Below are 15,225 nucleotides of genomic sequence, written 5' to 3'. Positions count from 1 at the left end.
TGCATATAATATTTATACATATATTAGCTGTCCTTAACGGGCAGCTTTTTTATTGCCTTAAAACAAACCAAAATGCAGCAACTGGAAAAAGGAAGTAAGAAACTTTTAAATGCCTGGGCTTTTTATGACTGGGCTAATTCTGTATATAGCCTTGTAATTGCTTCGGCGGTTTTTCCTATTTTTTATAATGCACTTTTTAATGAAGGCCAAACCCATGTAAGTGTGTTTGGCAGTTCTGTAAAAGGCACGGCTTTAATAAGCTTTACTACTGCTTTTGCTTTTTTGTTTGTAGCATTTATATCGCCTCTTTTATCTGGTATTGCAGATTATTCCGGTAATAAAAAAATATTCCTGAAGCTCTTTTGTTACCTCGGCTCGCTTTCATGCATTGGGCTTTACTGGTTTAGCCTTGAAAACATATACTGGAGCCTTGTATGCTATTTTTTCGGGCTTGTTGGTTTTTGGGGCAGCCTTGTTTTTTATAATTCATACCTGCCGGACATTGCCCATCCGGAGCAGCAGGATGACGTTAGTGCCAAAGGGTACTCAATGGGATATATTGGCAGTGTTTTCCTGCTTGTTTTCAACCTCGCTATGGTTATGTTCCCAGATGTTTTCGGCCTTGAAGATTCACCGGGTGAACCTGCCGCCGTTAAAGCCATGCGCTTGTCTTTTGTATCAGTAGGTATATGGTGGATTTTATTTAGCCAATATACTTATTATTACCTGCCAAAAGGCACCCGCAAAGATAAAGTAACTACAGATGTTATGCTTAATGGTTTCAGGGAGCTGCAAAAAGTATGGGGCCAGCTAAAGCAAAACCTTACATTAAAACGCTATCTCGGGGCATTCTTTGTTTACAGTATGGCGGTACAGACCGTTATGCTGGTAGCGACCTATTTTGGTGCCGAAGAAATTGCATGGGGCGAGGGCAGCGCCAAGCATATGGGGTTAATAATCAGTATATTACTGATACAGATTGTTGCTGTGGGAGGCGCAGTGATAACTTCGAGGCTGTCTAAAGCTTACGGAAATATACAAACACTTGTAGGAATTAATATTATATGGGCTGTAATATGTGTTTGCGCTTTTTTCATTACGCTACCCATACATTTTTATATTACTGCGGCATTTGTAGGGCTTGTAATGGGAGGGATACAGTCACTATCACGCTCTACTTATTCAAAATTTTTACCTGAAACCAAAGATACTGCCTCATTTTTCAGTTTTTATGATGTTACCGAAAAAATAGGAATAGTTATCGGTATGCTGTTATATGGCGCAATAGACCAAATATTTGGCAGTATGCGTTATTCAGTAATATTCCTTACCATATTTTTTGTGGGCGGCATTTTCCTGTTAAGAAGAGTCTTAAAAAAATCTTAGTATTTTAAAATTATTCCTTTATATTTGGGGATTAAAAATTAATAACTGTTATGAAAAATACTAAAATCTTATCAGCTTTATTGATATTATTTGCAACTTTTGGCATTATATCCTGTGATTCTGAACCGGTAGATCCTGTGTTTATAGATAACTGGGAAGAAAATAATAATAACCCTGAAGGTGGTTCTTTACAGGTGAATATAGACGGGCAACAGTTTACAGCTTCTGTTGCACAGGCAGCTTTTGAGCAGGGCGTATTAAACATCAGTGGAGGAAGCACCAGCACCAGCGGCAGCGTTGTATCTTTAACGGCTCTTGGCAGCCAGGAGGGTACTTATACAAATCAGCAGGCATCTATAATGTATATTCCGAATATCTCAGAGCAGTCATTCTATGCTAACATAGATGTTAATGCAGAGCCGGGAAACAATTATAACGGAAGTATAATCATAACAGATATTGATACTGTAAACAAAACGGTTTCAGGTACTTTTAGCGGTACTGTTTACTGGAACATGCCGGGTGAGGAAATGGAGCCTGTAGTACTAACAGGAGGTACATTTACCGATGTACCTTATACAGGCAGCCCGACACCGGTTACAAACCCGGACGATGAGTACTTTACAGCCGTTGTAGATGGCGTTGAGAAAGATTTTACAAATATACAGGCTTCCCCAACAGGTGATAATTTACAGATAATAGGCTTGTTACTTAGTGGCGAGGCAATCCAGATGCTTGTAGATGCAGATATAACTCCGGGCACTTACCAGTTTGGCAGCGCTTCGGCAACTATGATTGCCTACCAAAACTTATCGGATGCTTATCCGTTTGATGAGGGTTCGCTAACAATAACTAACAATTCAGACGGATTTATAACTGGAACATTTAGTTTTACAGGTACAAATTTTGACGATGAAACGATAGAGGTTACAGGTGAATTTAATGTAGAGCTGTAACTCTGATAATACTTATAATGAAGCCCCGCTATTGCGGGGCTTTTTCGTTGGCATAATCATTGCCCTATTATTATACAAAACTGCTTTAAACAAGTTTTATCTACTGATAATAATGCATTTATAAATTATGCGTTAAGTAATTAAATGCAGTTAGTTTTATTGTTTAATGACAAAATGACTTAAATATAAGATGTCGAATCAGAAAATATTGAATATTGACAGTTTGTCACTTCAGGAGCTTGATACAGATGCGGAACTTATACCGCTAATGACCCCTGAGGACGAAGAGGAAATGAATAACGAGGTACTGCCCGGCGACCTGCCTATTTTGCCATTACGCAATATGGTGCTTTTCCCCGGTGTGGTAATACCGATAACTGCCGGAAGGGATAAATCTATAAAACTTATTAATGATGCCAACTCAGGGGGTAAAATTATTGGTGTGGTTGCCCAGAAGGATGAAAGTATTGAAGAACCTTCACCGGCCGATATACATACTGTTGGTACGGTTGCCCGAATACTTAGAGTGCTTAAAATGCCTGATGGTAACACTACTGTTATACTTCAGGGTAAAAAGCGCTTTGAAATAAATGAGGTAACATCTGAGCAGCCTTATCTTATGGCTACTATAAAGGAAGTAAATGAAACCCGCCCTGAAAAAGGTGATGTAGAGTTTACCACTATTATAGAATCTATAAAAGAACTTGCCATACAAATAATAAAAGAAAGCCCTAATATTCCTACAGAGGCTACTTTTGCTATCAAGAATATAGAGAGTGAATCTTTTCTTGTAAATTTTGTTTCGAGCAACATGAACCTTACCGTTGCAGAAAAGCAGGGTTTGCTTGTAATAAACAGCCTTAAGGAAAGGGCACTGGAAACTCTTAGGTATATGAACCTTGAGCTGCAAAAACTGGCGCTTAAGAATGATATACAAAGCAAGGTGCGTTTTGACCTCGACCAGCAGCAGCGCGAATACTTCCTGCACCAGCAGATGAAAACCATACAGGAAGAGCTTGGCGGCGTGAGCCACGACCAGGAAATAGAGGAAATGAAGCAAAAAGGCAAGGCTAAAAAATGGAATGAGAAAACCAAAAGCCATTTTGATAAAGAACTTGCCAAATTACAGCGTATGAACCCGCAGGTAGCGGAATATGCCACACAACGCAATTATCTTGAGCTGATGCTCGACCTGCCGTGGAACCAGTTCTCTAAAGATAAATTTGACCTTAAGAAAGCAGAGAAGATATTGCACCGAGACCATTACGGGCTTGATGATGTAAAGAGGCGCATACTGGAATACCTTGCGGTATTAAAGCTGCGTAACGACATGAAATCGCCTATATTGTGCCTTTACGGCCCTCCGGGTGTGGGTAAAACCTCTATTGGTAAATCGGTTGCCGAGGCGCTTGGCAGGGAGTATATCAGGATTTCGTTAGGAGGCCTTCGTGACGAGGCAGAAATTCGCGGCCACAGGAAAACCTATATCGGCGCTATGCCGGGGCGCATCATCCAGAGTATTAAAAAAGCAGGTACATCTAATCCTGTTTTTGTCCTTGATGAGATAGATAAGTTATCTACCAGCCACAATGGCGATCCTTCTTCAGCACTGCTTGAGGTTTTAGACCCTGAGCAGAACAAGGAGTTTTATGATAATTTCCTTGAGTTGGGCTTTGACCTTTCTAAAGTGATGTTTATAGCTACCTCAAACAATATGGCTACCATACAGCCTGCCCTTCGCGACAGGATGGAAATTATAAACATGACGGGCTATACCATTGAAGAAAAAGTGGAAATAGCCAGGAAACACCTTTTGCCAAAGCAGATAAAAGAACACGGGCTTACGCCTAAAGATGTGGTTATAGGCAAAAAGCAACTCGAAAAAATTGTTACAGGCTACACACGTGAGTCGGGTGTGCGCGGACTTGAAAAGCAAATTGCGAAACTGATACGCCATATAGCCAAATGTGTGGTAATGGAAGAGCAATATAATGTAAAAGTTACCGACGAAGATGTTACAGAAATACTCGGGGCGCCCAAAATGGAGCGCGACAAGTATGAAACTAATGAAGTAGCAGGTGTGGTAACAGGCCTTGCCTGGACAAGCGTTGGCGGGGATATATTATTCATAGAGTCTATCCTCTCTAAAGGGAAAGGTAATATGACCATGACCGGTAACCTTGGTGCTGTAATGAAAGAATCGGCTACAATTGCGCTGGAGTATATTAAGGCTAATGCCGAATTGCTGGGTATCAGCCCTGAAATAATAGGTAATTATAATGCACACATACACGTACCGGAAGGCGCTACGCCAAAAGACGGGCCAAGTGCAGGGGTGGCAATGCTTACATCACTTGTGTCATCTTTTACGCAGAAAAGGGTAAAAAAACACCTTGCCATGACCGGAGAGATTACCCTGCGCGGAAGGGTATTACCCGTAGGGGGAATAAAGGAAAAGATACTTGCCGCAAAGCGCGCCAATGTAAAAGAAATAATACTTTGTGAGGAAAACAGGCGTGATGTTGAAGAAATTAAGCAGGAATATCTTGATGGGCTTACTTTTCACTATGTAAAATATATGGAAGATGTTGTTAAGCATGCCATAACAAACCAAAAGGTAAAAAACGCGAGGGTTTTGTAATAAACCTGTTTTAACTATATATAAAACGGCTGAATTTATTAGCCGTTTTTTTATTTAAAAAATAATATCTTCGCAACCGCGTTATAGTATGCACCAAACGTATATAACAGGCAATGTTTAAAAACTGTTTTCTTTATTTTTTACTGCTTATAAGTGCTTTGTCTTTCAGCCAGATAGGGGGCAGGCACACCTATCAGTTTTTAAACCTTGTTACCTCTCCGCGCCAGGCGGCGCTGGGCGGTAAAATAATCACCCTTTATGATTATGATGTAAATCAGGGGCTTTTTAACCCTGCAACCATAAATGCCGAAATGGATAATCACCTTTCTGCAAATTACGGCAGTTATTTTGGTGAGGTTACCTATGGTACTGCAGCCTATGCCTACACCTATGACAGGCATGTGCAGACATTTCATGCAGGGGTTAACTATGTTAACTATGGTACGTTTGAAGGGCGTGATGAAGCCGGCCTGCTTACGGGCGATTTTACCGGAAGCGAAATAGCTTTATCTTTCGGCTATGCATACAATATACCCTGGACAGATATTTATGTGGGCGCAAACGCAAAGCTAATATCATCTACACTGGAAAGCTATAACTCCTTTGGGGGTGCTATAGATATTGGCGCTATTTATATTGATGATGATAATGATATTAATATTGCGCTTGCCATACGTAATGTGGGTATGCAGTTTACTACTTATGCAGGGCAGCAGGAATCGCTGCCACTGGAAATAATTGCGGGTATATCTCAGGAAGTAGAAAATGTCCCGGTGCGCTGGCATATTACCTTAGAGAACCTGCAACAGTGGAATATAGCATTTTCTAACCCTAACCGCGCCGAACAAGGTATAGATGGGGAGGTACAGGAAGAAAAAGTGTCTTTTTTTAACAATGCACTTCGCCACGTGATACTGGGTGCCGAACTTTTTCCCGGTAAAAGCTTTAACCTCAGGGTAGGCTATAACTTCAGGAGGGGCGAAGAACTGCGTATTGAGGAACAACGTAATTTTTCAGGAATTTCGGTAGGATTAGGGCTAAGATTTAATAAATTGCGCTTTGATTATTCGTATTCCCGTTACACGCTGGCAGCCAATACCAGCCTGTTCGGGTTAACCGTTAACCTGCAATAAAACCAGCAGTTTTGAATAAAAAAATTACCATTGCCATTGATGGTTTTTCCTCTACCGGAAAAAGTACCCTTGCAAAACAGTTAGCGCATCATTTGGGTTATGCTTATGTAGATACCGGGGCTATGTACCGTGCGGTAACATATTACGCTATGGATAAAGGCTATATTACCGATGAGCATTTTGATAAACAGGCATTGATTAATGATTTACCACTTATAAGCCTGCAATTTCTTTTTAATCCGGAAAAAGGTTTTGCCGAAATGTACATTAACGAACACAATGTTGAGAAAATGATACGCACGCTGGCAGTATCTAACAAGGTAAGCCGAGTGGCTGAAGTATCAGAAGTGCGTACCATGCTTGTAAAGCAACAGCAGCAAATGGGCGCAGGCAAAGGTGTGGTAATGGATGGCAGGGATATCGGGACTGTTGTTTTCCCCGATGCAGAGCTTAAGCTTTTTATGACAGCAAGCCCGGAAACAAGGGCAAAACGCCGCTATTTAGAGCTTCAGGAAAAAGGGGATAAGGCCAGTTATGAAGAAGTACTTAAAAACGTGCAGGAGCGCGACTATATAGATTGTAACAGGCAGGACTCGCCGCTTGTTAAGGCTGCCGATGCAGTAGAGATAGATAACTCTGAACTTAGCATAGAGGAGCAGTTTGAAAAAGTAATGCAACTGGTACAAAACGCTGTTTAACTTTAACGGCTGAATTCTTTGAATTTCAGATTTTATTAATAGTTTTACCACCGTTAATAAAATGTTAACTTAATTTTTCTTTGTATGGGCATTAAAAACCGCCTGGTTGCCATGAGCTTCTTCCAGTTCTTTGTATGGGGAGCCTGGCTTATTACTATTGGGAATTACTGGTTTAATACAAAACATTGGGATAGTACCCAGTTTGGGCTTGTTTTTGGTACTATGGGCATAGCATCTGTATTTATGCCTACTATTACAGGCATCGTAGCTGACCGATGGGTAAATGCCGAAAAATTATATGGGGTACTGCACATTTTATATGCTGTGGTACTTTTTTATATACCACAGGTTACAGATCCGGGTACTTTTGTATATGTAATGCTGGCTGCAATGTGCTGCTATATGCCTACTATAGCACTTAGTAACTCAATATCCTATACGGCGCTTAAAAACAGTAGCTATGATGTTGTTAAGGCATTTCCACCCATACGTGTTTGGGGCACAATAGGCTTTATAGTTGCTATGTGGATAACAAACCTGACAGGAAATAAAGCAAGTGCTTACCAGTTTTATATTGCCGGTATTGCGGCTGTTGTGCTTGGGTTATATTCTTTTACGCTGCCAAAATGCGAACCCCAAAATACCAAAGCCAATGCTTCATGGTTTGAAGCGCTGGGGCTTGAAGCCTTCAGGCTGTTCAGTGTATATAAAATTGCGTTGTTCTTTATCTTCTCCATGTTTTTGGGGGCAGCTTTACAGCTGACAAATGCTTATGGTGATGTTTTTCTTGACGAATTTAAATTCTTCCCTAAATATGCAGAATCTTTTGTGGTAGAATACAGTACTATTATCATGTCTATCTCCCAGGTTTCAGAAACCCTTTTCATTCTTGCAATCCCATTCTTTTTAAGGCGTTTTGGTATCAAGCAGGTTATGCTTATCAGTATGCTGGCGTGGGTACTAAGGTTTGGCTTGTTTGCTTACAGTAACCCGACAGACGGGCTGTGGATGATAATACTATCCTGCATAGTTTATGGTATGGCATTCGACTTCTTCAATATATCAGGTTCTTTATTTGTAGAAACTACTACACCTGCCAAGATACGTTCGTCGGCACAGGGGCTTTTTATGATGATGACAAACGGTTTTGGAGCGATTATAGGCAGTTTTACATCAGGGTGGATGATAGACAGGTATTTTACAAAAACGTTTACTGATGCAGCTTCATTAGCGAAATTTCTTGAAACAGAAGAAACAAATACTAAGCTTTTAGAGTTTGTAAAAGACCAGAAGATATCATTAGCAGATGATGGCACCTTCAGTAATGCTATAATGATGAAAGACTGGCATAATATATGGCTTGCATTTGCCGTTTATTCCCTTGTTATTGCCATAGCGTTTGCAATTCTATTTAAACATAAGCACGACCCAAAAGCAGTTGAGGCGGTAAGCCACTAATATAATAAGTGTTCACAAACCAAAACCCGCATTGTTTTGCGGGTTTTTTATTGCTATAAAGTATCGTTAAAGGTTTATGGTTACAGCCGGTTGAATAGTAACTTTAGTTAACCACAAATCAATAAATTATAAAACTATGAGCAAATCACTTATTGTAAACAACAACATCCGTATAGATGCACCCGTAGCCCGCGTGTGGGAGGTTTTAACCAAACCCGAATATATCCGACAGTGGGACAGCCTGCCGGAAGATTTCGGCGATTACGAAATACACCCTGCCACGGTTATAGAATGGCCCGGGTATTCTAAAATGCAGGTAGTGGAATTTGAGCTGAATAAGACACTCAGGTATTCGCTTTTTGTACCGGCATGGAATAATGAAGAAGTTACAAATGTGGGCTACACCTACAATCTCTCTGTAGATGAAAATGGCTATACATGGCTTGGAATTGAGATAGGCGATTTTGCTATCCTTACCGAGGGAGATAAATATTATGAGGAAAGCATTACCTTTGGCGAGACAGCTTCGCAAAAGATAAAACAGCTTTCGGAAGCAGGTTATCATAATACGTAATCAGGCTTTGGACATACAAATTACCAACGGAAAACTAACGGCATCTTTTAAAAATAAAGGTGCCGAACTTATATCGTTACAAGATGACAATGGCAGGGAATATATGTGGGGTGGTAATCCCGATTTTTGGGGAAAGCATTCACCCGTTTTGTTCCCTATTGTCGGAACTTTAAAAAATAATAGCTATAACTACAATGGTAAAGCCTATACGCTCAACAGGCACGGCTTTGCAAGAGATATGGTTTTTACTATTAAACAAAAAGATGATATAAGTGTTTCTTTTAGTCTGGTTTACAGTAATGAAACATTAAAGTTTTACCCTTTTAGTTTTGAATTGATTATCAGCTATAGGCTTGATGAAAATAATCTCATAGTACACTATACTATTAAAAACCATCATACAGAAGCGCCAATGCTTTTTAGTATCGGGGCACATCCGGCATTTGACCTTCCGGGTAATTTTTTAGACTACAGCCTTCATTTTGATTCAGACGAAACACTGACAGCGACACCCCTGAAAGATGACTTGCTTACCAATGGAATGAGCCGGATTACACTTCAGGAAAAGATGCTGCCATTACGCTATAGCCTTTTCGAAAATGATGCGCTTGTATTTAAGCAATTGCTGTCACGTAGTGTTTCAATCGCTTTTAAGGGCAAACCGTTTCTTAAAGTTACATATGATGATTTTCCCAGTTTAGGAATATGGACTAAACCGGGTGCACCTTTTATTTGCATAGAGCCGTGGCAGGGTTATGCAGATAATACAGATTCTAATGGCAGGCTTGAGGATAAAGAAGGTATAATAACCCTTGAAGCGGGTACAGAAGCCTCAAAATCTTTTTCTGTAGAAATCCTGAACTGATGTATATTTGTGCGCAACCTTTTGCACAATAAATCATCATTATAGAAATTATATAATTTATATGAATATCAAAAATTTACTGGCAGCATCAGTTTTATGCTTTAGTTTTTTATCCTGCAGCCTTGATGGCAACGATGATAATTGCTACATTGAAATTTATGGCGAATTTTCGGCGGTTACCGCTCCTGCAACAGCTACCGTTAACACGCCTGTAGCTATTGACACCAAAGTTAAAATAGTGAATGACTGCGGCGATTTTAAGAGGTTTTCAGAAAGTAATTCTTTCCCGAAAATTATAAAACCTGTTATTGATTACCGTGGCTGCGAATGTGTAACAAAGGCAGAAACCGTTACAGAGGTTTACACGATAACATTTGAGGAAGCCGGAGAATACCAGTTGCGTTTTCCTTCCGGTAGTGGTAACTATATTTCAAAAAATATTGTAGTAACAGAATAGTTACAGCTATTGCAGAAGTTGGCGTTATAGTTTATACAAAGCCCGTTGGCGTTTTAAACTATTGTGTGTAACTTTGCACTCCTTATGCAAAAAACGGTAAACATACTAAACAGGAAGGCCAGGTTCGAATATGAGGTGCTGGATAAATATACGGCAGGCATAGTACTGGCGGGTTCAGAAATTAAATCCATCCGTTTGGGGAAGGCTTCTATTGCCGAAAGTTTTTGTGAGTTTCATGAGGATGAGTTGTTTGCTATAAATACCAACATAGAAGAGTATGCCTACAGCAGAAATTTTAACCATTACCCTAAAAGCGAACGTAAACTGCTGCTTAATAAAAGAGAGCTTAAAGCGCTACAGAAGAGCGTACAGAACAAAGGGCTTACCATTATACCACTACGGCTGTTTACAAACGAAAAAGGCCTTGCAAAGCTTGAAATAGGGCTGTGCCGCGGTAAAAAGAACTATGATAAGCGTGAAACCATGAAAGACCGCGATGTAAAGCGCGACCTTGACCGGATTAAAAAAGCATATTAAACGCAAAAAGCTGCCCAACCGGGCAGCTTTTATTTTACAGTATATTGTTCTTACTATTTCCTGCTGAAAGGGGGCAACAGCTTGCTCTTAACTTCGCCAAAGCCTATGCGAACATTGTTGTTTTTGCAATAGCCGCGCATAATAACCGTATCGCCGTCATTTATAAACTTGCGTTCTGTACCGTCATTAAGCTTTATAGGGTTCTTACCGCCCCATGTAAGCTCAAGCATAGAGCCAAAACTGTCAGGCGTAGGGCCGGATATTGTTCCGCTGCCCATAAGGTCACCGCTGTTAACGCGGCACCCGTTTACCGTGTGGTGGGCAAGCTGCTGCGCCATACTCCAGTACATGTACTTAAAGTTAGAATTACAAATAACATTTTCATTGCCGTCTTCAGGCTGTAAAGCTACCTGCAGGTTAATATCAAATGCATGCTCGCCTTCATGCTTCAGGTAATCCATAGGCTCAGGGCTTTGTTCAGGCCCTTTGGTACGGAAAGGTTCCAGAGCATCAAGGGTAACAATCCATGGTGACATAGATGATGCAAAGTTCTTGGCAAGAAATGGCCCAAGCGGCACATATTCCCATTTCTGGATATCGCGTGCACTCCAGTCGTTAAACAGCACCATACCAAAAATATGGTCTTCTGCTTCCTCAACAGGAATAGGCTCGCCCATTATATTCGCATCAGTAGTTATAAAAGCCATTTCCAGCTCAAAATCTACAAGTTTAGAAGGCCCGAACACTGGTGTCTCATTACCCGGTGGCAGCGTTTGCCCCTGCGGGCGGTGAATTGGTATTCCCGATGGTACTATGGTAGAAGACCTGCCATGGTAACCAACCGGTATATGCAGCCAGTTAGGCAGTAGTGCATTTTCAGGGTCACGGAACATTTTACCTACATTGGTAGCATGTTCCCTGCTCGAATAAAAATCGGTATAATCGCCAATAAGCACCGGCAACTGCATTTCTACATCTTCTATATTAAAAATGATAGTTTCCCTGTGCTTCTCATTATCCCTTAACTCAGGGTTGTTGCTGTCAAAAATTTCAGCAATACGGTTCCTAACCAGCCTCCATGTTTTTTTTCCGTCAGATATAAAGTCGTTAAGCGTGTCCTGCATAAACATATCATCGGTAAGCTCTATACCTTCAAAATAGTTTAGCTGTTGCAGGGCGCCAAGGTCTATGGCATAGTTTCCTATGCGCGTACCAATGGTTACTACGTCATCTTTAGTGATAAAAACACCAAAAGGAATATTCTGTATCGGGAAGTCGCTGTCCTGGGGTACATCCAGCCAGGATTTTCTGGATGGGTCGTTTGCTCTTAGTGGCATCTTTTATTTGTTGTTTGTTGTTTTACTGATTTGTCAAATATACTTTTACGAATGGTTTTACCAAACCTTTTTTTTATTTTTGACAGCAAATTAACGAAAAATTATAAAATGCAACGCGACGAACAAATTTTTGACCTGATACTTGAAGAACAGGACAGGCAAATTCACGGACTGGAACTTATTGCGTCAGAAAATTTTGTAAGCGACCAGGTTATGGAAGCTGCAGGTTCTGTACTTACAAATAAATATGCCGAGGGTTATCCCGGCAAGAGGTACTATGGCGGTTGTGAAGTAGTAGATGTAATTGAGCAGATAGCCATAGACAGGGCTAAGGCACTTTTTGGCGCCGAATATGCAAACGTACAGCCGCACTCTGGCTCTCAGGCTAACACGGCGGTATATGCTGCATGCCTTAAGCCCGGTGATAAAATTTTAGGCTTCGACCTTTCACACGGAGGGCATTTAACACACGGTTCTCCTGTAAACTTTTCGGGTAAGCTTTACCAGACTTCATTTTATGGAGTGGAGAAAGAAACAGGAATGCTTAACTATGATAAAATTCAGGAAACAGCAGAGCGCGAAAAACCAAAAATGATAATTGCCGGAGCATCTGCTTATTCACGCGATATTGACTTTAAGCGTTTTCGTGAAATTGCCGACAGCGTTGGCGCTTTGCTACTTGCCGATATTTCGCACCCTGCCGGGCTTATAGCAAAGGGTTTGCTTAACGACCCTGTGCCGCACTGCCACATAATAACCACTACCACACACAAAACACTAAGGGGCCCGAGGGGAGGTATGATACTTATGGGCAAAGATTTTGAAAACCCGTTTGGTATTACAACGCCTAAAGGAGAAATCAGGATGATGTCTTCGTTACTTGATGGCGCTGTGTTCCCGGGTAACCAGGGCGGGCCGCTTGAGCATATCATCGCAGCTAAGGCAGTAGCGTTTGGCGAGGCATTGCAGGATGAATTTTTCCGTTATGCCATGCAGGTACAAAAAAATGCTAAGGCTATGGCAGAGGCATTTGTTAAGCGAGGCTATGATATAATATCGGGCGGAACGGATAACCACATGATGCTTATCGATTTAAGGAACAAAGGCATTTCCGGTAAAGAAGCTGAAAATGCACTTGTAAAAGCAGAAATTACAGTTAATAAGAATATGGTTCCGTTTGATGATAAGTCGCCGTTTGTAACATCAGGTATCCGTGTGGGTACTGCCGCAATTACCACACGCGGGTTAATGGAAGCTGATATGGAAACTATTGTTAGCTTTATCGACCGAGTTATAACCGACCACACTAACGAAGAGGTGCTTGAAGCAGTAGCCGATGAGGTAAACGAAATGATGAGCGAAAGGCCCATTTTTGTCTGGTAATAAATAATTAAAATATATATAAAGCGGTTTAAGTATTTTCTTAAGCCGCTATTTTTATTTGCTTCATTTTCAGGTAAGAAAAAATATTGCATATTTGTATTTTAAATAATCCTGTAAATGAAACCCCTTGTAGTGCTGCTTGGCTTTTTTATTGCAGCGTCTGTACTTTTTAAATTAGCATCAGGTAGCTGGCATACTACCGTAACGGGTAATTATGCCCTTAGCATTATGTTGCTTTTTACGGCAATAGGGCATGTTAAATATACCTATGGCATGGCAATGATGCTGCCCCGGTTAATTCCTTTTAAAAAGGCGGTAATATACACAACCGGCATTTTAGAAATAGTACTTGCGATGGGTTTTTTATTTCCGGAATACAGGCTGCTTGCTGGTATTGTGTTTGTAATTTTCCTGATATTGGCATTACCTGCCAATATACGTTCGGCATTTCTGCACATAAATTATGAAACCGGTGCTCAGGATGGCCGCGGCCCTGCATACCTTTGGTTCAGGGTTCCTATGCAGCTTTTCCTGCTGTTGTGGGTGTTTTATTTTGCTATTCGAGACCACTTCCCAAAATGTTTTTATTCAGAGGATAACTAAGAACATAATTTTAACTCAAAATTTATGTTTTGTTCTTTAGTACATACGTTCAATATGTAGTAAATTTAACGCTATGGACAGAAGGACAGGAAAAGGATTTATATTCAGCAGCTATAAGGCGCCAGATGTTTCGCCTTTTGATAAGCTGTTCGAAATTTTCACAGAGCTTATAACCCATACTTCGGGCGATCTTGATGAGGCGCTGGACTGGTTGCGTCAACTCGATGATGAGTATAAGCTAACCGATGAAAATTACACTATAGATGATTTTATAGAAGACCTGAAGAAAAGAGGCTACATTAGGAATGAAACAAAAGAGGATGGCAGCGGCGGGCTAAAAATTACCGCTAAAACAGAAAGGAACATTCGCCAGCATGCACTAAAGCAGATATTCGGCAACCTGAATAAAAGCGGATCGGGCAACCACAAAACCAAATATTCAGGAGCGGGCGACGAACACACAGGCGAATACAGGGAGTATCGCTTTGGTGACGGACTGGAACGCATATCGCTTACCGAAAGCCTTAAAAACGCGCAGATAAATAATGGTGTAGGTAGTTTTCGGTTAACCGAAGACGACCTTGTTGTAGAAGATGCACAATATAAAGCCCAGATGAGCACCGTGCTGATGATAGATATTAGCCACAGCATGATATTGTATGGAGAAGACCGTATAACGCCAGCTAAAAAAGTGGCTATGGCACTGGCAGAACTTATAACAACCCGCTACCCTAAAGATACTATTGATATTATTGTGTTTGGTAACGATGCATGGCCCATAGCCATAAAAGACCTGCCTTACCTGCAGGTTGGTCCTTACCATACCAACACCGTTGCAGGGCTGTCGCTTGCTATGGATATTTTGCGCCGCAAGCGTAACACCAATAAGCAGATTTTCATGATAACAGACGGCAAGCCAAGCTGCATCCGCGAAAGCGACGGAAGGTATTATATGAACAGTTACGGGCTGGATGATTATATAGTAGAAAAATGCTATAACATGGCAGCACAGGCACGCAAGCTGCGCATACCCATTACGACCTTTATGATTGCAACCGACCCTTACCTGCAACAGTTTGTGAGCCATTTTACAGAGGCTAATCAGGGCAAAGCTTTTTATACAGGACTTAAAGGATTGGGTGAAATGATTTTTGAAGATTATGAAACCAACCGTAAAAAAAGGGTAAAGTAACAACA

General features: G+C 40.9%; 14 protein-coding genes. 13 read left to right on the top strand and 1 reads right to left on the bottom strand.

Translation table 11 applies throughout. The features are described from left to right. Window positions 1–72: 72 nt before the first annotated feature. The 10 genes from Q0K96_RS07690 (at window position 73) to smpB (ending at window position 10,705) form a co-directional block, all read left to right on the top strand. A complete protein-coding gene (locus Q0K96_RS07690) occupies window positions 73–1,386 on the top strand; it encodes an MFS transporter (protein ID WP_297333424.1) in 1,314 nt (437 codons plus the stop codon). A gap of 50 nt (window positions 1,387–1,436) precedes the next feature. Beyond that, window positions 1,437–2,342, top strand: a complete 906-nt coding sequence (locus Q0K96_RS07685) for a DUF6252 family protein (RefSeq protein ID WP_297333423.1) — start codon at window positions 1,437–1,439, stop codon at window positions 2,340–2,342. Between the two features lie 190 nt (window positions 2,343–2,532). After that, a complete protein-coding gene (gene lon / locus Q0K96_RS07680; protein WP_297333422.1) occupies window positions 2,533–4,983 on the top strand; it encodes an endopeptidase La in 2,451 nt (816 codons plus the stop codon). A 113-nt stretch (window positions 4,984–5,096) separates the two neighbouring features. Next, window positions 5,097–6,116, top strand: coding sequence for a type IX secretion system protein PorQ (gene porQ, locus Q0K96_RS07675; protein ID WP_297333421.1), 1,020 nt, complete (start codon window positions 5,097–5,099; stop codon window positions 6,114–6,116). 11 nt (window positions 6,117–6,127) lie between these two features. Beyond that, the gene (gene cmk / locus Q0K96_RS07670; protein WP_297333420.1) at window positions 6,128–6,814 is read left to right on the top strand and encodes a (d)CMP kinase; all 687 of its coding nucleotides are present in this window, start codon (window positions 6,128–6,130) and stop codon (window positions 6,812–6,814) included. An 84-nt stretch (window positions 6,815–6,898) separates the two neighbouring features. Beyond that, window positions 6,899–8,272 (top strand): nucleoside permease, encoded by a 1,374-nt coding sequence (locus tag Q0K96_RS07665; RefSeq protein ID WP_297333419.1) that lies wholly within the window; start codon window positions 6,899–6,901, stop codon window positions 8,270–8,272. 136 nt (window positions 8,273–8,408) lie between these two features. Continuing rightward, window positions 8,409–8,846, top strand: a complete 438-nt coding sequence (locus tag Q0K96_RS07660; RefSeq protein ID WP_297333418.1) for an SRPBCC domain-containing protein — start codon at window positions 8,409–8,411, stop codon at window positions 8,844–8,846. Between the two features lie 7 nt (window positions 8,847–8,853). Beyond that, a complete protein-coding gene (locus tag Q0K96_RS07655; RefSeq protein WP_297333417.1) occupies window positions 8,854–9,711 on the top strand; it encodes an aldose 1-epimerase family protein in 858 nt (285 codons plus the stop codon). 61 nt (window positions 9,712–9,772) lie between these two features. Then, window positions 9,773–10,168, top strand: a complete 396-nt coding sequence (locus tag Q0K96_RS07650; RefSeq protein WP_297333416.1) for a hypothetical protein — start codon at window positions 9,773–9,775, stop codon at window positions 10,166–10,168. Between the two features lie 84 nt (window positions 10,169–10,252). Then, complete coding sequence (gene smpB, locus Q0K96_RS07645) at window positions 10,253–10,705, top strand: SsrA-binding protein SmpB (RefSeq protein ID WP_297333415.1); 453 nt, start codon at window positions 10,253–10,255, stop codon at window positions 10,703–10,705. Window positions 10,706–10,758: 53 nt separating this feature from the next. Here the strand turns inward: smpB and fahA are convergent, their stop codons facing one another. Further along, window positions 10,759–12,042, bottom strand: coding sequence for a fumarylacetoacetase (fahA, locus tag Q0K96_RS07640; protein ID WP_297333414.1), 1,284 nt, complete (start codon window positions 12,040–12,042; stop codon window positions 10,759–10,761). A 108-nt stretch (window positions 12,043–12,150) separates the two neighbouring features. On the opposite strand from fahA, the gene glyA reads away from it, so the two are divergent. The 3 genes from glyA (at window position 12,151) to Q0K96_RS07625 (ending at window position 15,220) form a co-directional block, all read left to right on the top strand. Continuing rightward, window positions 12,151–13,425: a serine hydroxymethyltransferase gene (glyA, locus tag Q0K96_RS07635; protein WP_297333413.1), complete on the top strand. Its 1,275-nt coding sequence runs from the start codon at window positions 12,151–12,153 to the stop codon at window positions 13,423–13,425. A 117-nt stretch (window positions 13,426–13,542) separates the two neighbouring features. After that, the gene (locus Q0K96_RS07630) at window positions 13,543–14,028 is read left to right on the top strand and encodes a hypothetical protein (RefSeq protein ID WP_297333412.1); all 486 of its coding nucleotides are present in this window, start codon (window positions 13,543–13,545) and stop codon (window positions 14,026–14,028) included. A gap of 73 nt (window positions 14,029–14,101) precedes the next feature. Continuing rightward, window positions 14,102–15,220 carry a VWA domain-containing protein gene (locus tag Q0K96_RS07625; RefSeq protein WP_297333411.1) on the top strand — a complete coding sequence of 373 codons (1,119 nt, stop codon included), beginning with the start codon at window positions 14,102–14,104 and terminating at the stop codon, window positions 15,218–15,220. Window positions 15,221–15,225 lie beyond the last annotated feature (5 nt).

Origin of the sequence: Flavobacterium sp. (assembly GCF_024305175.1) — a bacterium.
Classification (GTDB): domain Bacteria; phylum Bacteroidota; class Bacteroidia; order Flavobacteriales; family Flavobacteriaceae; genus Flavobacterium.
This window is presented reverse-complemented; position numbering and strand designations above follow the sequence as displayed.